Below are 18,306 nucleotides of genomic sequence, written 5' to 3'. Positions count from 1 at the left end.
CGACGACTGCGATCAGACCGCGGCCGGGTCCTCCTCGACGAGGAGGTTGCGGGTGCGGTTCGGGTCCACCAGGATGCCGGGGCCCATGGTGGTCGAGAACGCGGTCTTCTTGATGTAGCGGCCCTTGGCGGCGGACGGCTTGGCGCGGAGCACCTCGTCCAGCGCGGCGGCGTAGTTCTCGACCAGCTGCTCGTCGGTGAAGGAGGCCTTACCGATGATGAAGTGCAGGTTCGAGTGCTTGTCGACGCGGAACTCGATCTTGCCGCCCTTGATGTCGTTGACGGCCTTGGCGACATCGGGGGTGACGGTGCCGGTCTTCGGGTTCGGCATCAGGCCACGGGGACCGAGCACACGGCCGAGGCGGCCGACCTTGCCCATGAGGTCCGGGGTGGCGACGACGGCGTCGAAGTCCAGCTTGCCCTTGGCGACCTCGTCGATGAGCTCGTCGGCACCGACGATGTCGGCACCCGCAGCACGCGCGGCCTCGGCACGCTCGCCGGTCGCGAAGACCAGGACCCGAGCGGTCTTACCGGTGCCGTGCGGGAGGATCACGGTGCTGCGGACCATCTGGTCGGCCTTGCGCGGGTCGACGCCCAGACGCATGGCGACCTCGACGGTGCCGTCGAACTTGCTGGTGCTGGTCGCCTTGGCGAGGCGGACGGCCTCGAGGGGGGCGTAAAGGCGCTCGCGGTCGACCTGTGCGTCCGCGGCCTTCAGGGCCTTGCTGCGCTTCATAGCTGCTCCTGAATGGTGATGGGAGTTGTGGTATTCACGGGCCAGCGCAGGCCCTACCACGGGGAACGAGAAGGGGTGATCAGCCCTCGACGGTGATGCCCATCGACCGGGCGGTGCCGGCGATGATCTTCGCGGCGGCGTCCAGGTCGTTGGCGTTCAGGTCGGGCAGCTTGGTGGTGGCGATCTCGCGGACCTGGGCGCTGGTGAGCTTGGCGACCTTGGTCTTGTGCGGCTCGCTGGAGCCCTTCTCGATACCGGCGGCCTTCAGGATGAGGCGCGCGGCCGGCGGCGTCTTCGTGATGAAGGTGAAGGAACGGTCGTCGTAGACCGTGATCTCCACCGGCACGATCATGCCGCGCTGCGACTCGGTCGCGGCGTTGTAGGCCTTGCAGAACTCCATGATGTTGACGCCGTGCTGGCCCAGCGCGGGGCCGACCGGCGGCGCCGGGTTGGCCGCACCGGCGTTGATCTGGAGCTTGATAAGCCCCGTGACCTTCTTCTTCTTGGGAGGCATGTCTCTCCGGGTCCTTCCGAGAGGTGATTGCTGGTGTGTGCCGATCCGGGGCGACACCCGGTCGCCAGCACACACATCGGACCAGGCTAACGCCTTGGCGTCGCTGGACCAAAACGGATTCGGGGCGAGGCCCTCGGCCCCGCCCCGAATCCGAAGACCGTGCGACTAGTTCTTCTGGATCTGGTCGAAGGAGAGCTCGACCGGGGTCTCCCGGCCGAAGATCTCGACCAGGCCCTTGACCTTCTTCGAGTCGGGGTTGATCTCGTTGATGGTCGCCTGCAGGGTCGCGAACGGACCGTCGGTGACGGTGACCGAGTCGCCGACCTCGAAGTCGAGCACCTGGATCTCGCTGGGCTTGACCGGCGAGGGCTTGCCGGCCTCCTTCGCGGCCTGGCGCTCCACGTCGGGGGCGAGCATCTTGACGACCTCGTCCAGCGTCAGCGGGTACGGGTCGTAGGCGTTGCCGACGAAGCCGGTGACGCCGGGGGTGTTGCGCACGACGCCCCAGGACTCCGGGGTGAGGTCCATGCGCACCAGGACGTAGCCGGGGAGCTTGTTCTGGCGGATCGTCTTGCGGTCGCCGTTCTTGATCTGGACGACCTCCTCCTGCGGCACCTCGGCCTGGAAGATGTACTCCTCGACGTTCAGCGAGACGGCGCGCTGCTCCAGGTTCTGCTTCACCCGGTTCTCGTAGCCGGCGTAGGTGTGGATCACGTACCACTCGCCCGGCATGAACCGCAGGTCCTCGCGGAACTTGGCGACCGGGTCGACCTCCTCGGCCGGCTCGGCCTCGGTCTCCTCGGCGGCGGCCTCCTCGGCCTCGTCCTCGGTCCCGCCCTCGTCCTCGCCGGACTCCTCGTCGGACTCCACGTGCAGCGCGGACTCCTCGGCCGGCTCCCCGGCCTCGGCCTCGTCGTACGCCTCGGCCTCGTCCTCGTCGGCGTCGACGGCGTCCACGATCTGCTGCTCGTCGGACTCGACGTCGTCAGCCAGCTCGGCCGCGTCCTCGGCGGCGACATCCGCCTCGCGGACGGTCTCGTCGGCGTCGTACAGGGGGGACTCAGACACGGTGGCTGCTTCTTTCCTGGAGATGGTGAAGGTGGCGCGCTCCGCGACGGACCGGCGACGCTCCGCTCACGCGGTCGCCGGAAGTTCGCCTCGGAGACTTCAACAGTACCGAGTCAACGGTAGCGGCCTCGTCCCGCCGACGCAGACAGCTCGACCCGGGCCGAGGAACGGCCCGGGTCGGGGAAGCTGTTTCGAAGGTGATCGGCCGCGTCAGCCGAAGATCCAGAGGGCCGCCTTGGAGAAGCCGTAGTCCAGACCGGACACGAAGGCCATCACGATCACGACGAACACGACCACCACGGTGGTGTAGCTCACCAGCTGGTTACGCGTCGGCCAGACGACCTTGCGCAGTTCGGCGATGATCTGCCGGTAGAAGAGGGCGAGACGGGCGAAGGCGCCCTTCTTGGCCCGCTTGCCGGACTTCTTGTCGCCAGAGCGCTTGCGGCGCGACTCGCCCTCCGCGGGCGCGGTCTCGGCAGCGCCGTCGGTCCCCTCGGGGTTGCCGCTCTCAGGCGTTGCGGTGGAGCCCGTGGTCTCCGTCACTCGTCCTCACCTGAATCCGGGTCCTGCCGAGCGTCGACTGCGTACCCCGAAAAGGCACGAGCGGCCGGCTAACGGTGCTGATCGGCGCCCTCTCCGCATCAAGCCCGCTCGCTCTGCGGAGCGAACGGGCTGAATACGGATCAAGCAGCAGGGCAAGAGGGACTTGAACCCCCAACCGCCGGTTTTGGAGACCGGTGCTCTACCAATTGAGCTATTGCCCTACGGAACCTCGCGGCCCCAGTAGCGACCACCAACCTACCGCATCTCCCGCCGATCCCCGTACAGGTTCTGCACGGCGGCGGAGGCTCCGGTTCGTTCGGTGGCCGTCGAGCAGTGAGTGTACGTGGTCGGAGGGCGTTTGGTCGAACCTCTTCTTTTCCAGCCGTCGCACGCGCCACGCCGGGCCGCCATGTGGACGGCCCCGTACAGATGGTGAAACCGCCGTGCCCGGCGCGTGCGCGGTCTGCGACCATGCAGGCATGAGCGCTTCCACCCCGCAGCCCGACAGTTCCGTCCGCCCCGCCGACCGCCGCGTCTCCGCCCGGATCGGCGCGATCGCCGAGTCCGCCACCCTCGCCGTGGACGCCAAGGCCAAGGCCCTCAAGGCGGCCGGCCGTCCGGTCATCGGCTTCGGCGCCGGCGAGCCGGACTTCCCCACCCCGGACTACATCGTCGAGGCCGCCGTCGACGCCTGCCGTGACCCGAGGAACCACCGCTACACCCCGGCCGGCGGCCTGCCGGAGCTCAAGGAGGCGATCGCGGCCAAGACGCTGCGCGACTCCGGCTACGCGGTGGACGCCTCCCAGGTGCTGGTGACCAACGGCGGCAAGCAGGCGATCTACGAGGCGTTCGCGGCGATCCTCGACCCGGGCGACGAGGTCATCGTCCCGGCGCCGTACTGGACCACCTACCCCGAGTCGATCCAGCTGGCCGGCGGCGTGCCGGTGGAGGTCGTGACCGACGAGACCACCGGCTACAAGGTCTCGGTCGAGCAGCTGGAGGCCGCCCGCACCGAGAACACCAAGGTGGTGCTGTTCGTCTCGCCGTCCAACCCGACCGGCGCGGTGTACACCCGGGCCGAGGCCGAGGCGATCGGCCGCTGGGCGGTCGAGCACGGGCTGTGGGTGCTCACCGACGAGATCTACGAGCACCTGGTCTACGGCGACGCGGAGTTCACCTCGCTGCCGGCCCTGCTGCCCGAGCTGGCCGACAAGACCATCGTGGTCAACGGCGTCGCCAAGACCTACGCGATGACCGGCTGGCGGGTGGGCTGGGTGATCGGCCCCAAGGACGTCATCAAGGCCGCGACCAACCTGCAGTCGCACGCCACCTCGAACGTCTCCAACGTGGCGCAGCGCGCCGCCCTGGCCGCCGTCGCCGGCGACCTCTCCGCGGTCCACGAGATGCGCACCGCCTTCGACCGGCGCCGCCGCACCATCGTGAAGATGCTCAACGAGATCGACGGCGTGGTCTGCCCCGAGCCCGAGGGCGCCTTCTACGTGTACCCGTCCGTCAAGGCCCTGCTGGGCAAGGAGATCCGCGGCCGCCGCCCGCAGACCTCCGCCGAGCTGGCCTCGCTGATCCTGGACGAGGCCGAGGTGGCGGTCGTCCCCGGCGAGGCCTTCGGCACCCCCGGCTACCTGCGGCTCTCCTACGCCCTCGGCGACGCCGACCTGGCGGAGGGCGTCGGCCGCGTCCAGAAGCTGCTGGCCGAGGCCCGCTGATTCCGCGGGCCGGCTCGCACGGGCTCCGGCCCACGGGACGGGTCAATCCGGATTGACCGGACCGCCCTCTTTCCACCCCTTCGGGGGACGGGAAGAGGGCGGTTCCCGTAGCACCCCCCGATGCGGCAGGATTCGTGAATGGAACGCCTGCTGAACCCGCGAGACGTCAGGGACCTCCCGAAGGCCCACCTGCACCTGCACTTCACCGGCTCGATGCGCCCGGCCACCCTGCTCGAACTGGCCGACAAGCACGGGGTCCGGCTGCCGGAGGCGCTCAGCTCCGGCGAGCCGCCCAAGCTGCGGGCCACCGACGAACGCGGCTGGTTCCGGTTCCAGCGCCTCTACGACACCGCCCGCTCCTGCCTGCGCGACGAGAGCGACATCCGCCGGCTGGTCCGGGAGACCGCCGAGGACGAGCGGCGGGACGGCTCCCGCTGGCTGGAGATCCAGGTCGACCCGACCTCCTACGCGCCCCGGCTGGGCGGCCTGATCCCCGCCCTGGAGCTGATCCTGGACGCGGTGGAGGACGCCGCCGCGGCCACCGGGGTCGGCATCCGGGTCCTGGTCGCCGCCAACCGGATGAAGTCCCCGATGGACGCCCGGACGCTGGCCCGGCTCGCCGTCCGGTACGCCGACCGGGGCGTGGTCGGGTTCGGCCTCTCCAACGACGAGCGGCGCGGCATGGCCCGCGACTTCGACCGCGCCTTCGACATCGCCCGCAACGGCGGGCTGCTGGCCGCCCCGCACGGCGGCGAGCTGGCCGGCCCGGAGTCCGTCCGGGACTGCCTGGACGACCTCGGCGCCGGCCGGATCGGCCACGGCGTGCGGGCCGCCGAGGACGAACGGCTGATGCAGCGGCTGGCCGACCGTCAGATCACCTGCGAGGTCTGCCCCTCCTCCAACGTCTCGCTCGGCGTCTACGAACACCCCGAGGACGTCCCGCTGCGGCGGCTGTTCGACGCCGGGGTGCCGCTCGCGCTCGGCGCCGACGACCCGCTGCTGTTCGGCACCCGGCTCGCCGCCCAGTACGACCTGGCCCGCGACGTGCTGGGCTTCACCGACCAGGAGCTGGCCGAGCTGGCCCGGCAGTCGGTGCGCGGCTCGTGCGCGCCGGAGAGCGTGCGGAAGCAACTGCTCGCCGACATCGACGCGTGGCTGACCGCCTGAACCCCGGCCGAGCCCGTCCGCGCCCCGCTCAGAGGCGGACGCCCACCATCACCGGCTCGTTGACCAGCTCCACCCCGAAGGCCGCCCGCACGCCGTCCCGGATCTCCCGGGCCAGCGCGAGCAGGTCCTCGGTGGTGGCCGCGCCGCGGTTGGTGAGCGCCAGGGTGTGCTTGGTGGAGAGGGTCGCCGGGCCGCTGCCGTAGCCCTTGCCGAACCCGGCCTTGTCGATCAGCCAGGCGGCCGAGGTCTTGGTGCGGCCGTCCGGCGCCGGGTAGGCGGGGGCGGTCAGCTCGCGGCCGGCGGCCACCGCCAGGAACGCGGCGTACTGCTCGGCGGTCAGCACCGGGTTGGTGAAGAAGGAGCCGGCCGACCAGGTGTCGTGGTCCGAGGCGTCCAGCACCATGCCCTTGCCGGACCGCAGGCCGAGCACCGCGTCGTGCGCCTCGCGCAGGCCGACCCGCTCGTCCTGGGCCACCCCGAAGTGCTTGGCGACCTCGGCGTAGCGGACCGGGGTGGACCGCCCTGCGGCGTCCTCCAGCGCGAAGCGGACCCGCAGCACCACGTAGCGGTCCGGCTCCGCCTTGAAGCGGCTGTGCCGGTAGGAGAAGGCGCAGGCCTCGTTGCCGAGGGTGACGGTCTCGCCGGAGCGGCGGTCGTAGGCGACCACCCCGGTGATCGTCTGCGCCACCTCCTGGCCGTACGCGCCGACGTTCTGCACCGGGGTGGCGCCGGCCGAGCCGGGGATGCCGGCCAGGAACTCGATGCCGGCCAGGCCCGCGTCCACGGTGCGGGCCACCGCGTCGGCCCAGACCTCGCCGGCCGCCAGCTCCAGCGCGGTGCCGTCGAGGGCGAAGCCGGTGGTGGCGATCCGCAGCACGGTGCCGGGGAAACCGGCGTCGCCGATCACCAGGTTGGAACCGCCGCCGACCACCAGCAGCGGCTGCCCCGCCGCGTCCGCGGCGCGGACGACGGCGATCACCTCGTCATCGGTGTGCGCGGTCACCAGCCGGCGGGCCGGGCCGCCGAGCCGCAGGGTGGTCAGCGGGGCGAGGGGGGCGTCGAGTTCTTCCAGCACGCCCCCCAAGCTAACGCACGTTGCGTAACTTCCGATCCGGCCGGACTCAGGCCAGCCGGACGACCGCCCGGGACATGCCGAGCACCTTCTGACCCGCGTAGGTCGCCACCAGGTCGACCTGGACCTTCTGGTCGTCGAGCAGCTTGGCGACCTTGCCGGTGACCTCGATCACCGAACCGACCCCGTCGTTGGGCACCGGCACCGGGCGGGTGAACCGGACGCCGTACTCGACCACCGCGGCCGGGTCGCCGACCCAGTCGGTGACCACCCGGACGGCCTCGGCCATGGTGAACATGCCGTGCGCGATGACGTCGGGCAGGCCCACCTCCAGGGCGAACCTCTCGTTCCAGTGGATCGGGTTGAAGTCGCCGGAGGCCCCCGCGTACTGCACCAGGGTGGCGCGGGTCACCGGGAAGGACCGCGCCGGCAGCTCGGTGCCGGCCTCGACCTCGTCGTAGCGGACCGTCATCGGGCTCACTCCCCCGTCTTCTCGTCGGCGGCCCGGGCCACCAGGGTCATGACGGACGTCACCACGTGCTCGCCGGACTCGTCCGCGATCTCGCCGCGCACGGTGAGCACGTCGTTGCCGGCCAGCGACTTGATGTTGTCGACGGTGACCGTGACGGTCAGCCGGTCACCGGCCCGCACCGGGCGGGTGTAGGTGAACTTCTGGTCGCCGTGCACCACCCGGCTGTAGTCGAGGCCGAGCTCCGGGTCCTGCACCACCTGGGCGGAGGCCCGCATGCTGAGCACGATCGGGAAGGTCGGCGGGGCGATCACGTCCGGGTGGCCGAGCGCCTTGGCCGCCTCCGGGTCGGTGTACGCCGGGTTGGCGTCACCCACGGCGACGGCGAACTCGCGGATCTTCTCGCGGCCGACCTCGTAGGGCTCGGTGGGCGGATACGTCCGCCCGATGAAGGAGGGGTCGAGTGCCATCGGCAGAGCTCCTCGGGAACGCGGTGGACACGGTGAACAGCGGTGAACAGCGTGGACGAACGAAAAAACTCCGGGCCGCAACCCAGTAAGGGATGCGGCCCGGAGTCAAAGACCTGATTTCACACAGGCCCGATGCCCTGGGGTCAGGGTCAGCGGGTCTCGCGGTGCGCGGTGTGCGAGTTGCAGCGGGGGCAGTGCTTCTTCATCTCAAGACGGTCCGGGTCGTTACGCCGGTTCTTCTTGGTGATGTAGTTCCGCTCCTTGCACTCCACGCAGGCCAGCGTGATCTTCGGGCGGACATCGGTGGCAGCCACGGGAGTGCCTTCCTTGGACAATGAATAAGAACACAGACAAGAGTAGCCGACCGGGAGTGCGATCTCCCGACCGACTACGCGGGGTAGCGGTGACCGGACTTGAACCGGTGACACAGCGATTATGAGCCGCTTGCTCTACCAACTGAGCTACACCGCCACAGTGATCCGGAGCACAGCCGAGGCTGACTCCTTCTCACCAGAGCCCCCATGCGGAATCGAACCGCAGACCTTCTCCTTACCATGGAGACGCTCTACCGACTGAGCTATAGGGGCGAACGAGGAAGAGATTACACGTTCCGCGCCCAGAGGTGAAATCCGTATCCGGCGGCGAAGTCCGCAGGTCCGCGGCGCGCACGGCTGAGCGATCGAAGGCCCGGCGTTCGACCGCGCCCCCCGGCCGCGGCCCGACCCGATACGACTATTGCCCGCCTCCCGGCTCCCAGGGGCCGCCGCCCGTAGGCTCGTCGCTCATTGACCCGAGCAGGAGCCGGACGCGAGAAGGAGCCGGGCGATGGACAGCGCAGCCGCCGACGGACCGCAGCCCGGATCCGGCCCGGCCGCCAACCCGCTCGGGCACGGACCCGTCCTGCTGCTCACCGGGGCGAGGCTGGCCGACGGCCGGGTGGTGGACGTGCGGATCAGCGGCGACCGGATCCAGGCCGTCGGCACCGCCGGCGGGCTCGGCCCGCTGCCGGCCCTGCCCGGCGCCCCCACCGTCACCACCGGCGCCCGGATCGACCTGCGCGGCTACCTGCTGCTGCCGGCCCCGGTCGAGGCGCACGCGCACTACGACGTGGCCTTCTCCGCCGCGCTGCCCGCGCCCCCGCCGGACACGTCCACCGACCTCACCCGGCGGGTCACCGAGGCCGCGCTGACCTCGCTCGGCTACGGCGCGACCGCCCAGCGCACCCACGTCCGGATCGGCGACGTGCACGGACTGCGCCGGCTGGAGGCGGTGCTCACCGCCCAGCAGGCGCTGCGCGGCCTCGCCGAGCTGCAGGCCGTGGCGATGCCCCGGCTGCTCACCGGCCGGGCCGGGGCGGACGGCCGGGCCCAGCTGCGGGAGGCGCTCAAGCTCGGTGCCACCGCGGCCGGCGGCTGCCCCGAGCTGGACCCGGACCCGGCGGGCTACGTCCAGCTGCTGCTGGAGGCCGCCCGGGAGGCGGACTGCCCGGTGGACCTGCACACCACCGCCGCCGATCCGGGCCGGCTGGCCCGCCTCGCCGGGGCGCTGGCGCCGCTGCGGCCCCGGGTGGTGCTCGGGCCGTGCGGCTCGCTGGCGCCGGGTGCCTCGACCGTGCTGGCCAACGCCGGGATCCGGGTGGTCTGCCTGCCGCAGAACAGCGGCTGCGCGGGGCTGGAGGGCCTGGGCCCGGCCGCCGGGCTGCGGCCGGCGCCGCTGCGCGAGCTGGTGAAGGCCCGGGTGCCGCTGGTGGCCGGCAGCGGGTCGCTGCGGGACGGCGCCAACCCGGTCGGCCGGGCCGATCCGCTGGAGGCCGCGTACCTGCTGGCGGCGGGCGGCGTGCTGGACGTGGAGGCGGCGTACGACGCGGTGTCCAACCAGGCGCGGCTGGCGCTGGGGCTGCCCCTGGTGCGGGTGGACGCCGGCTTCCCGGCCGAGCTGCTGGCGGTGCGGGGCGACAGCCTGGCCGGGGCGCTGGCCGGCGGGCACAGCCGGCTGGTGGTGCACAGCGGACGGGTGGTCAGCCGGACCAGCGCGGTGCGCGAGTTCGCCGACACGGTGGCCCTGGCGCTGCCCCGGCAGTCGGACGGCACGGACGGGCGCGGGCCGAACGAGTGATCGGGGCGCGCGGCATCGGTACCGCGCGCCCCTCCCCCACTGCCGGCCGCCGGAGCGGCGAAGCGGCGCCCCGGACATCCCCCACATGGAGCGGGACGCCGCTTCCTCACCACTGACGCTACGCCCGCGAACGGGTGGTTCCGGCCGGCCTTGACGCGCTGTTGTCGCCGGGGCGGCCGCTCTTGACGGCTCGTTGACGCGCGGGCCTCAGGGCACGTAGCGGTAGCCGATGCCCGGCTCGGTGATCAGGTGGCGCGGCCGGGCCGGGTCGCGCTCCAGCTTCCGCCGCAGGCCGGCCAGATAGACCCGCAGGTAGTTGCCGCGCCGCTCCTGGGCCGGCCCCCAGACCTCGCGCAGGATCTGCGGCCCGGGCACCAGCCGGCCCGGGTTGGCCAGCAGCAGGGCGAGGATCCGCCACTCGGTCGGGGTGAGCCGCACCGGCCCGTCGGGCCCGGTCACCGTGGTGGCGGCGAGGTCCACCGTGTGGTCGCCGAGGACCGGGGCGGGCGCCGCCGGGCCGGCCACCGGCGGGCGGCGCAGCACGGCGCGCAGCCGGGCCAGCAGTTCCTCCATCAGGAACGGCTTGGTGAGGTAGTCGTCGGCGCCCGCGTCCAGCGCGCTCACCTTGTCGGCGGCGCTGGAGCGGCCGGAGAGCACGATGACCGGCACCGCGCTGCGGCGGCGCAGGCCGCGCAGCACGTCCATGCCGTCCAGGTCGGGCAGGCCGAGGTCGAGCAGGACGGCGTCGGGGGTGCTCCGCGCGGCACGGTCCAGGGCCTCGCCGCCGGTGGCGGCGGTGCGGACGGCGTACTGCCGGGCGCCGAGGTTGATCCGCAGGGTGCGCAGCAGCGCGGGCTCGTCGTCGACGATCAGGATCTCGCTCATGCGGGGGCCTCCCGTGGGTCGGCGGCGGGCAGGGTGAGCAGCATGGTGGTGCCGCCGCCGGGGGTGTCCTCGACCTCCAGGCCGCCGCCCATCGCCTCGGCCAGGCCGCGGGAGAGCGCGAGGCCGAGGCCGACGCCCTGGGTGTTGTCGGTGTCGCCGAGGCGCTGGAAGGGCAGGAAGACCCGGTCGCGGTCCTCGGGGGCGATGCCGGGGCCGCGGTCGATCACCCGTAGTTCGACCCGCGCGGCGTGGTGGCTGGCGGCGACCAGGACGGGTGCGCCGGGCGCGTTGTGCCGCAGCGCGTTGGTGATCACGTTGGCGAGCACCCGCTCCAGCAGCGGCGGGTCGGCGAGCACCGGCGGCACGGTCTCCAGGTCGAGCGGCTGGACGGGCGCGTACGGGTCGGCGAGCGAGTCGAGGGCGCGCGGCAGGATCTCGTCGAGGTGGGTCTCGGCGAGGTGCAGGGTGAGCGCGCCGGCCTGGAGACGGCTCATGTCGAGCAGGTTGTCCACCAGACGGGTGAGTCTGACGAGGGACTCGTCGGCGGTGGCGAGCAGTTCGGCCCGGTCCTCGGGCGAGAACTCGACGTCGGGGCTGCGCAGCGAGCCGACCGAGGCGAGGGCGGCGGCCAGCGGGGTGCGCAGGTCGTGGCTGACGGCGGCGAGCAGCGCGGTGCGCATCCGGTCGGCGGCCTTGATCGGTTCGACCTCGGCGGCGGCCACGGCGAGCCGGTCGCGTTCCAGGGCGGCGGCGACGTGCGCGGCGAAGGCGGTGAGGACGCGCTGGTCGGCGGCGGGCAGCCGGCGGCCGGTGAGGACGAGCACGGCGTCGGGGCCGACCGGGACCTCGGTGGTCGCGTCGGCCTGCCCGGGCTCGGACCCGCCGTCGCCGTCGCCGCTGCCGAAGCCGTCGCCGCTGCCGTCGTCGTTGCCGCTGCCGCTGTCACGGGCGGCGCCGTCGGGGGAGGCGCGGGAGGCCAGCACCTCGCCGCCGGTGCGGTCCAGCAGGGCGACGGTGCGCATGCCGAACGCGGTGCGGGACTTCTCCAGCAGGGCGGGCAGCGCGTCGGCGCCGCGCAGCACGCTGCCGGCCAGGGTGGAGAGGGTCTCGGCCTCGGCGGTGGCCCGGGCGGCCCGGGCGGTGAGCCGGGTGGCGTGGTCGACCACGGTGGAGACGGTCAGCGCGACGGCGGCGAAGACCACCAGGGCGATGATGTTGTTGGTCTCGCCGATGGTGAAGTCGTGGACCGGCGGGATGAAGAAGTAGTTGAGCAGCACCGAGGCGACCAGCGAGGCCACCAGGGCCGAGGTCGCGCCGCCGAACAGGGCCACCGCCACGACGCCGAGCTGGAAGATCAGCGCGTCGGTGGTGAGGTTGACGGTCCCGTGGAACTGCGAGAGCAGGGCGGTCAGCGGCCACGGCGCCACCAGGCCGGCGAGGAAGCCGGCCACGGTGCGCCGCCGGGAGTGGCGGCGGCCGAGCGCGGGCAGCCGGCCGCGGCCGGTGAACTCGTGGGTGACCATGTGGACGTCGATGTCCTCGGAGGCGTCCACGGTGGTCTCGCCGATGCCGGGGCCGGTGAGGAAGCGGGCGGTGCGCCCGCGCCGGCTGGTGCCGAGCACGAGCTGGGTGGCGTCGTGGGCGCGGGCGAAGGCGAGCAGCGCGGTGGGGATGTCGTCGCCGACCACCACGTGGTAGCCGCCGCCGAGGGTCTCCACCAGCTGTCGCTGCTGGGCGAGGGCCCCCGAGGACGCCCCCGCCAGGCCGTCGCTGCGGGTGACGTGCACGGCGAGCAGGTCGCCGCCGGCCGTGCGGTCCGCGATCCGGGCGGCGCGGCGGATCAGCGTCTCGCCCTCGGGTCCGCCGGTGAGGGCGACCACGACGCGCTCGCGGGCCTCCCAGACCCGGTCGATGTTGTGGCTGGCCCGGTAGTCCCGCAGGCCCTCGTCCACCCGCCCGGCCACCCAGAGCAGGGCGAGTTCGCGCAGGGCGGTGAGGTTGCCGACCCGGAAGTAGTGGGAGAGCGCGGCGTCCACCTTCTCCGCCCGGTAGACGTTGCCGTGGGCCATCCGGCGGCGCAGCGCCTGGGGGGCCATGTCGACGAGTTCGAGCTGGTCGGCCCGGCGGACCACCTCGTCCGGGACGGTTTCGCGCTGCGGGATGCCGGTGATCTTCCGGACGACGTCGTTCAGTGATTCCAGGTGCTGGATGTTGACGGTGGTGATGACGTCGATCCCGGCGGCCAGCAGGTCCTCGACGTCCTGCCAGCGCTTGCCGTTGCGCCCGCCGGGGATGTTGGTGTGGGCGAGTTCGTCGACCAGGACGACGGCGGGCCGGCGGGCCAGCACGGCGTCGAGGTCCATCTCCTCGAAGTCGCCCTCCCGGTAGGAGCGGTGGACCCTCGGCAGCACCTCCAGGCCGTCGAGCATGGCCTCGGTGTACCGGCGGCCGTGGCACTCGATGTAGCCGACGACGACGTCCGCGCCGCGGTCCCGTCTGCGCCGTGCCTCGTCCAGCATCCGGTAGGTCTTGCCGACACCGGGGGCGGAGCCGAGGTACACCCTCAGCCGGCCGCGTCGGTGGCCGGTGCCGGGGGCGAGGTCGCGGGCCATGGGCGCTGCTCTTTCGTTCTGCGTCGGTACGGGACGGACGGCGGGCCGACCCGGGTGCGGGGCGGGTGCCCCGGCCCGGATCGGCCCGGCTCAGCTTCCTGGCCGAACGGCCGTCACTTCTGTTCCGCCAGCGCCCGGTTCAGCAGGACGACGTTGACGCCCGGCTGCCCGAGGAAGCCCAGCGAGCGGCCGTCGGTGCACTCGTCGACCAGTTCGCGGACGGTGTCGGCCGGCAGGTCGCGGGCCTTGGCGACCCGCTGGACCTGCTGTTCGGCGTAGGCGGTGGAGATGTGCGGGTCGAGGCCGGAGCCGGAGGCGGTGACCGCGTCGGCGGGGACGCTCGCCGGGTCGACGCCGTCGAACGCGGCGACGGCCTGACGGCGTTCCTCGACGGTCCTGGTGAGGTCCTCGCTGTTGGGGCCCAGGTTGGAGGCGCCGGAGGCCGTCGGGTCGTAGGCGCCGGGCCTGGGCTGGAACCACTTCGGGTCGGGGCGCGGGGCCTCGTCCGGGTCGTCCGGGTTCTGCTTGGGCAGGTTGAACGTCTGGCCGAGCAGGCTGGAGCCGGCCTCCTTGCCGTCGGCCTTGACGATCGAGCCGTTGGCCTGGTCGTTGAAGACGGCCTGGGCGACGCCGGTGACCAGCAGCGGGTAGGCGATGCCGAGGAGCACCGTCAGGACCAGCAGGGCGCGCAGCGCGGTGAGGTGGGTGCGCACGGCGGCGGGCAGGGGCTTGGACATGGAACGCTCTCTCCTCTCCTGTTAGTTGAGGCCGGGGATGAACTGGACGACCAGGTCGATCAGCTTGATGCCGACGAACGGGACGACCAGGCCGCCGAAGCCGTAGAGGCCGATGTTGCGGCGCAGCAGGGAGCCGGCGTCGGTGGGGCGGTACTTCACCCCGCGCAGGGCCAGCGGGATGAGGCCGATGATGACCAGGGCGTTGAAGACGATCGCCGAGGTGATCGCGGACTGCGGGCTGTGCAGGTGCATGATGTTCAGCTTGTCCAGGCCCGGGTACACGGCCGCGAACATGGCCGGGATGATCGCGAAGTACTTCGCGACGTCGTTGGCGATGGAGAAGGTGGTCAGCGCACCGCGGGTGATGAGGAGCTGCTTGCCGATCTCGACGATCTCGATCAGCTTGGTGGGGTTGGAGTCCAGGTCGACCATGTTGCCGGCCTCCTTGGCCGCCATGGTGCCGGTGTTCATCGCGACCCCGACGTCGGCCTGGGCGAGGGCGGGCGCGTCGTTGGTGCCGTCGCCCGTCATCGCGACCAGCTTGCCGCCGGCCTGCTCCTTCTTGATCAGGGCCATCTTGTCCTCGGGGGTGGCCTCGGCGAGGAAGTCGTCCACGCCCGCCTCCTCCGCGATCGCCCGGGCGGTCAGCGGGTTGTCGCCGGTGATCATGACGGTCTTGATGCCCATCCGGCGCAGCTCGTCGAACCGCTCGCGCATGCCCTCCTTGACGACGTCCTTGAGGTGGATGACACCGAGGACGCGGGCCGGGGCGTCGGCGGTCCTGGTGGCGACCACCAGCGGGGTGCCGCCGGCCCCGGAGATGCCGTCGACCAGGGAGGAGACCTCGTCGGTGACGGTGCCGCCGTTGCCGGTGACCCAGGTGGAGACGGCCGAGGCCGCGCCCTTGCGGACCTGGTGCACCCCGTCCCTCTCCTCCAGGTCCACGCCGGACATCCGGGTCTGCGCGGTGAACGGCACCCAGGTGGCGTGGGCCAACTCGCCCTGGGCGCGGGCCCGCAGGCCGTACCCGGTCTTCGCCAGGACGACGATCGAGCGGCCCTCCGGCGTCTCGTCGGCCAGCGAGGAGAGCTGGGCGGCGTCGGCCAGTTCGTCAGTGGACACGCCGGTCACCGCGAGGAACTCGGCGGCCTGGCGGTTGCCGAGGGTGATGGTGCCGGTCTTGTCGAGCAGCAGGGTGGTGACGTCGCCGGCGGCCTCGACGGCGCGGCCGGACATCGCCAGGACGTTGCGCTGGACCAGCCGGTCCATGCCGGCGATGCCGATCGCCGAGAGCAGCGCGCCGATGGTGGTCGGGATCAGCGCCACGATCAGCGCGACCAGCACGATCATCGACTGCGGGGCGCCCGCGTAGGTCGCCATCGGCTGCAGGGTGACGACCGCGATCAGGAAGACGACGGTCAGCGAGGCCAGCAGGATGTTGAGCGCGATCTCGTTGGGCGTCTTCTGCCGGGCGGCGCCTTCGACCAGGGCGATCATCCGGTCGATGAAGGTCTTGCCGGGCTCGGAGGAGATCTTGACGACGATCCGGTCGGACAGCACTTTGGTGCCGCCGGTCACGGCCGAGCGGTCGCCGCCCGATTCGCGGATCACCGGCGCGGACTCGCCGGTGATCGCGGACTCGTCGACCGAGGCGACGCCCTCGACGACGTCCCCGTCACCGGGGATGGTCTGCCCGGCCTCGACCACCACGTGGTCGCCGAGCCGCAGCGCGGTGCCGGACACCTCCTCCTCGGCCCGCGACGCCGGCCAGTCGGTGAGGCGGCGGGCCACGGTGTCGGTCTTGGTGCGGCGCAGGGTGTCCGCCTGTGCCTTGCCGCGGCCCTCGGCGACGGCCTCGGCCAGGTTGGCGAAGACCGTGGTCAGCCAGAGCCAGACGGTGATCGACCAGGCGAACACCGACGGGTCGGCTATCGCGGAGACCGTGGTGACGATCGAGCCGACCTCGACCACAAACATCACCGGGTTCTTCACCATCACCCGGGGGTCGAGCTTCTTCACCGCGTCCGGGAGGGAGGAGAGGATCAGTTTCGGGTCCAGCAGGCCGCCGGCCGCTCTGTGCGACGCCCCGGCGGGCGCCGTCTCCAGCTGCGGGACCGGCTTCCCGGCCCGCTCGGATTCTTCGGTCATGGTGGACGACATCAGGAGAGACCTTCCGCGATCGGCCCGAGAGCCAGGGCCGGGAAGTAGGTGAGGCCGACGACGATCAGGACGACGCCCGACAGCAGGCCCACGAACAGCGGCTTGTGGGTGGGCAGGGTGCCCGGGGTGGCGGGGACCGGCTGCTGCTGCGCGAGCGCGCCGGCCAGGGCGAGGACGAAGACCATCGGCACGAAGCGGCCGAACACCATGGCCAGGCCGATCGCGGTGTCGTACCAGTCGGTGCTGACGGTGATGCCGCCGAACGCCGAGCCGTTGTTGTTCGCGCCCGAGGTGAACGCGTACAGCACCTCGGAGAAGCCGTGGGCGCCGGTGTTGAGCATCCCGGCCCGCTCGCCGGGCAGCGCCATCGCCACACCCGTGCCGACCAGCACGATCGTCGGCGTGGTCAGGATGTAGAGGGAGGCGAACTTCATCTCCCGCCCGCCCAGCTTCTTGCCCAGGTACTCCGGGGTGCGCCCGACCATCAGGCCGGCCACGAAGACCGCCACGACCGCCAGCACCAGCATCCCGTACAGGCCCGAGCCCACCCCGCCGGGCGCGATCTCGCCCAGCATCATGTTGAACATCGTCAGCCCGCCGCCGAACGGCGTGTACGAGTCGTGGAAGGAGTTCACCGCGCCGGTCGAGGTCAGCGTCGTCGACGCCGCGAACATCGAGCTGGCCGCGACTCCGAACCGCTGCTCCTTGCCCTCCATCGCCCCGCCGGCCGCCTGCAGGGCGCTGCCCGCGTGCTGCGACTCGGAGAAGGTGATCAGCACCGTCGAGGCGATCCAGAACAGCGCCATCACGGAGACGATCGCGTAGCCCTGGCGGTGGTCGCCGACCATCCTGCCGAAGGCGCGCGGCAGCGAGAACGGGATCAGCAGGATGAGGAAGACCTCGACCAGGTTGGAGAAGCCGCTCGGGTTCTCGAAGGGGTGCGCCGAGTTGGCGTTGTAGAAACCGCCGCCGTTGGTGCCCAGCAGCTTGATGACCTCCTGCGAGGCCACCGGCCCGCCCGGCACCGCCTGCGGGTCGCCGGCCAGGGTGGCCACCTCGTGGAAGCCGTGGAGGTTCTGCACCACGCCGCTCGCCACCAGGACCAGGGCGAAGACGACCGCGACCGGCAGCAGCAGCCGCACGCTGATCCGGGTCAGGTCCACCCAGAAGTTGCCGACCCGGTCGGTGCGGTTGCGCGTGAACCCGCGGATGAGCGTGGCGACGACGGCGATGCCGACGGCCGCCGAGACGAAGTTCTGCACCGCCAGGCCGGCCATCTGGGCCAGGTGCCCCATCGCGGCCTCGCCGCTGTAGGACTGCCAGTTGGTGTTGGCGACGAAGGAGATCGCGGTGTTCCAGGCCTGGTGGCCCTCCATCCGCGGCACGCCCAGGTTGAGGGGCAGCCACTGCTGGAGGCGGATCAGGCCGTAGAGGAAGAGGACGGAGACGGCCGAGAAGGCCAGCACCGAGCGCAGGTAGACCGGCCAGCGCTGGTCGGCGTCGGCGTCCACGCCGATCACCTTGTAGAGCGCCTTCTCGGCTCTCAGGTGCTTGGAGGTGGTGAGGACGCGGGCGATGTGGTCGCCCAGGGGGCGGTAGCACAGGGCCAGCGCGCCCACCAGGGCGAGGACCTGCAGCCAGCCCGCGAGAGTCGAGCCCATGTCAGAACTTCTCCGGGTAGATCAGCGCCACGACGAGGTAGCCGACGAGCGCGACGGCCACGATGAGACCCACGACGTTCTCCGCACTCACAGCTTCTCCACCCCCCGCGCGATCAGGGCGATGACGCCGAACACGGCGAGCGTGACGGCGACGTAGATCAGATCGGACATGGCTCCACCACGGTGGTTCGGAGGTGGCCGCGTCGCCCGCGAGAAGCGGGGGGTGCGGCGCCGGCGGCGGGCCGGCAAGGCCAGCCAACCGCGCTCACGAAGCGTCAACGGTGCTCTTGACGCCCTCCATACGGCGCCCGTTCGATTGTTGACGGGCTCCATACGGGCCCTTGTCCGGACCGTGACCGGGTGCGCCGAGGCCC

18 protein-coding genes and 3 tRNA genes are annotated in these 18,306 nt (G+C 72.0%); 3 read left to right on the top strand and 18 right to left on the bottom strand.

Translation table 11 applies throughout. The features are described from left to right. Window positions 1–12 precede the first annotated feature (12 nt). The 5 genes from rplA to ABD308_RS31160 all read right to left on the bottom strand — a co-directional run bounded on the left by rplA (window position 13) and on the right by ABD308_RS31160 (window position 3,081). A complete protein-coding gene (gene rplA, locus ABD308_RS31180; protein ID WP_344342459.1) occupies window positions 13–735 on the bottom strand; it encodes a 50S ribosomal protein L1 in 723 nt (240 codons plus the stop codon). Between the two features lie 79 nt (window positions 736–814). After that, window positions 815–1,249, bottom strand: coding sequence for a 50S ribosomal protein L11 (rplK, locus tag ABD308_RS31175; RefSeq protein ID WP_344342456.1), 435 nt, complete (start codon window positions 1,247–1,249; stop codon window positions 815–817). A gap of 165 nt (window positions 1,250–1,414) precedes the next feature. Next, window positions 1,415–2,317 (bottom strand): transcription termination/antitermination protein NusG, encoded by a 903-nt coding sequence (nusG, locus tag ABD308_RS31170; protein WP_425554894.1) that lies wholly within the window; start codon window positions 2,315–2,317, stop codon window positions 1,415–1,417. Between the two features lie 210 nt (window positions 2,318–2,527). Continuing rightward, window positions 2,528–2,860, bottom strand: coding sequence for a preprotein translocase subunit SecE (secE, locus tag ABD308_RS31165; RefSeq protein ID WP_344342453.1), 333 nt, complete (start codon window positions 2,858–2,860; stop codon window positions 2,528–2,530). A gap of 148 nt (window positions 2,861–3,008) precedes the next feature. Beyond that, a tRNA-Trp gene (locus tag ABD308_RS31160) sits at window positions 3,009–3,081 on the bottom strand. A 258-nt stretch (window positions 3,082–3,339) separates the two neighbouring features. Here ABD308_RS31160 and ABD308_RS31155 point away from each other — a divergent pair. Both ABD308_RS31155 and ABD308_RS31150 read left to right on the top strand, forming a co-directional pair. Continuing rightward, window positions 3,340–4,584 carry a pyridoxal phosphate-dependent aminotransferase gene (locus ABD308_RS31155; protein ID WP_344342449.1) on the top strand — a complete coding sequence of 415 codons (1,245 nt, stop codon included), beginning with the start codon at window positions 3,340–3,342 and terminating at the stop codon, window positions 4,582–4,584. A gap of 138 nt (window positions 4,585–4,722) precedes the next feature. Next, the gene (locus tag ABD308_RS31150) at window positions 4,723–5,751 is read left to right on the top strand and encodes an adenosine deaminase (RefSeq protein WP_344342446.1); all 1,029 of its coding nucleotides are present in this window, start codon (window positions 4,723–4,725) and stop codon (window positions 5,749–5,751) included. 28 nt (window positions 5,752–5,779) lie between these two features. Here ABD308_RS31150 and ABD308_RS31145 read toward each other — a convergent pair whose 3' ends face one another. The 6 genes from ABD308_RS31145 to ABD308_RS31120 all read right to left on the bottom strand — a co-directional run bounded on the left by ABD308_RS31145 (window position 5,780) and on the right by ABD308_RS31120 (window position 8,349). Next, a complete protein-coding gene (locus ABD308_RS31145) occupies window positions 5,780–6,823 on the bottom strand; it encodes a UDP-N-acetylmuramate dehydrogenase (protein WP_344342508.1) in 1,044 nt (347 codons plus the stop codon). Between the two features lie 49 nt (window positions 6,824–6,872). After that, window positions 6,873–7,295, bottom strand: coding sequence for a MaoC family dehydratase (locus ABD308_RS31140; protein WP_344342505.1), 423 nt, complete (start codon window positions 7,293–7,295; stop codon window positions 6,873–6,875). A 5-nt stretch (window positions 7,296–7,300) separates the two neighbouring features. Next, window positions 7,301–7,762 (bottom strand): FAS1-like dehydratase domain-containing protein, encoded by a 462-nt coding sequence (locus ABD308_RS31135; RefSeq protein ID WP_344342443.1) that lies wholly within the window; start codon window positions 7,760–7,762, stop codon window positions 7,301–7,303. 149 nt (window positions 7,763–7,911) lie between these two features. Next, on the bottom strand, window positions 7,912–8,076 hold the full coding sequence (rpmG, locus tag ABD308_RS31130; RefSeq protein WP_006604855.1) for a 50S ribosomal protein L33: 165 nt from the start codon (window positions 8,074–8,076) through the stop codon (window positions 7,912–7,914). A gap of 84 nt (window positions 8,077–8,160) precedes the next feature. Next, window positions 8,161–8,233 (bottom strand) — tRNA-Met (locus ABD308_RS31125). A 43-nt stretch (window positions 8,234–8,276) separates the two neighbouring features. Then, a tRNA-Thr gene (locus ABD308_RS31120) sits at window positions 8,277–8,349 on the bottom strand. A gap of 238 nt (window positions 8,350–8,587) precedes the next feature. Between ABD308_RS31120 and ABD308_RS31115 the strand changes: the two genes are divergently transcribed. Next, window positions 8,588–9,877, top strand: a complete 1,290-nt coding sequence (locus ABD308_RS31115; protein WP_344342441.1) for an amidohydrolase family protein — start codon at window positions 8,588–8,590, stop codon at window positions 9,875–9,877. Window positions 9,878–10,084: 207 nt separating this feature from the next. Here ABD308_RS31115 and ABD308_RS31110 read toward each other — a convergent pair whose 3' ends face one another. The 7 genes from ABD308_RS31110 to ABD308_RS31080 all read right to left on the bottom strand — a co-directional run bounded on the left by ABD308_RS31110 (window position 10,085) and on the right by ABD308_RS31080 (window position 18,211). Beyond that, window positions 10,085–10,762 (bottom strand): response regulator, encoded by a 678-nt coding sequence (locus ABD308_RS31110; RefSeq protein ID WP_344342439.1) that lies wholly within the window; start codon window positions 10,760–10,762, stop codon window positions 10,085–10,087. Further along, complete coding sequence (locus ABD308_RS31105; RefSeq protein ID WP_344342437.1) at window positions 10,759–13,374, bottom strand: ATP-binding protein; 2,616 nt, start codon at window positions 13,372–13,374, stop codon at window positions 10,759–10,761. Before ABD308_RS31105 ends, ABD308_RS31110 begins: the two co-directional genes overlap by 4 nt. A 113-nt stretch (window positions 13,375–13,487) precedes the next feature. Continuing rightward, window positions 13,488–14,111 carry a potassium-transporting ATPase subunit KdpC gene (kdpC, locus tag ABD308_RS31100; protein WP_344342435.1) on the bottom strand — a complete coding sequence of 208 codons (624 nt, stop codon included), beginning with the start codon at window positions 14,109–14,111 and terminating at the stop codon, window positions 13,488–13,490. A gap of 21 nt (window positions 14,112–14,132) precedes the next feature. Next, entirely contained in the window at window positions 14,133–16,259 is a 2,127-nt protein-coding gene (gene kdpB, locus ABD308_RS31095; RefSeq protein WP_344342433.1) for a potassium-transporting ATPase subunit KdpB, read from the bottom strand. 11 nt (window positions 16,260–16,270) lie between these two features. Beyond that, on the bottom strand, window positions 16,271–17,932 hold the full coding sequence (gene kdpA, locus ABD308_RS31090) for a potassium-transporting ATPase subunit KdpA (protein WP_344342431.1): 1,662 nt from the start codon (window positions 17,930–17,932) through the stop codon (window positions 16,271–16,273). A gap of 1 nt (window position 17,933) precedes the next feature. After that, window positions 17,934–18,023, bottom strand: a complete 90-nt coding sequence (gene kdpF, locus ABD308_RS31085) for a K(+)-transporting ATPase subunit F (RefSeq protein WP_344342429.1) — start codon at window positions 18,021–18,023, stop codon at window positions 17,934–17,936. Then, on the bottom strand, window positions 18,020–18,211 hold the full coding sequence (locus ABD308_RS31080; RefSeq protein WP_344342427.1) for a hypothetical protein: 192 nt from the start codon (window positions 18,209–18,211) through the stop codon (window positions 18,020–18,022). Before ABD308_RS31080 ends, kdpF begins: the two co-directional genes overlap by 4 nt. Window positions 18,212–18,306: the final 95 nt, after the last annotated feature.

The sequence above is a fragment of the Kitasatospora putterlickiae genome, from assembly GCF_039527695.1.
GTDB classification, from domain to species: domain Bacteria; phylum Actinomycetota; class Actinomycetes; order Streptomycetales; family Streptomycetaceae; genus Kitasatospora; species Kitasatospora putterlickiae.
Note: the sequence above shows the minus strand (reverse complement) of the source record. Positions and strands in the feature narration are given on the sequence as shown.

Coding starts and splice junctions, on each gene's coding strand:
- ABD308_RS31150 (WP_344342446.1), top strand. CDS start 4,723: ATGGAACGCCTGCTGAACCCGCGAGACGTCAGGGACCTCCCGAAGGCC.
- kdpC (WP_344342435.1), bottom strand. CDS start 14,111: ATGTCCAAGCCCCTGCCCGCCGCCGTGCGCACCCACCTCACCGCGCTG.
- ABD308_RS31155 (WP_344342449.1), top strand. CDS start 3,340: ATGAGCGCTTCCACCCCGCAGCCCGACAGTTCCGTCCGCCCCGCCGAC.
- ABD308_RS31115 (WP_344342441.1), top strand. CDS start 8,588: ATGGACAGCGCAGCCGCCGACGGACCGCAGCCCGGATCCGGCCCGGCC.
- kdpB (WP_344342433.1), bottom strand. CDS start 16,259: ATGACCGAAGAATCCGAGCGGGCCGGGAAGCCGGTCCCGCAGCTGGAG.
- ABD308_RS31140 (WP_344342505.1), bottom strand. CDS start 7,295: ATGACGGTCCGCTACGACGAGGTCGAGGCCGGCACCGAGCTGCCGGCG.
- rplA (WP_344342459.1), bottom strand. CDS start 735: ATGAAGCGCAGCAAGGCCCTGAAGGCCGCGGACGCACAGGTCGACCGC.
- rplK (WP_344342456.1), bottom strand. CDS start 1,249: ATGCCTCCCAAGAAGAAGAAGGTCACGGGGCTTATCAAGCTCCAGATC.
- ABD308_RS31110 (WP_344342439.1), bottom strand. CDS start 10,762: ATGAGCGAGATCCTGATCGTCGACGACGAGCCCGCGCTGCTGCGCACC.
- ABD308_RS31135 (WP_344342443.1), bottom strand. CDS start 7,762: ATGGCACTCGACCCCTCCTTCATCGGGCGGACGTATCCGCCCACCGAG.
- ABD308_RS31105 (WP_344342437.1), bottom strand. CDS start 13,374: ATGGCCCGCGACCTCGCCCCCGGCACCGGCCACCGACGCGGCCGGCTG.
- kdpA (WP_344342431.1), bottom strand. CDS start 17,932: ATGGGCTCGACTCTCGCGGGCTGGCTGCAGGTCCTCGCCCTGGTGGGC.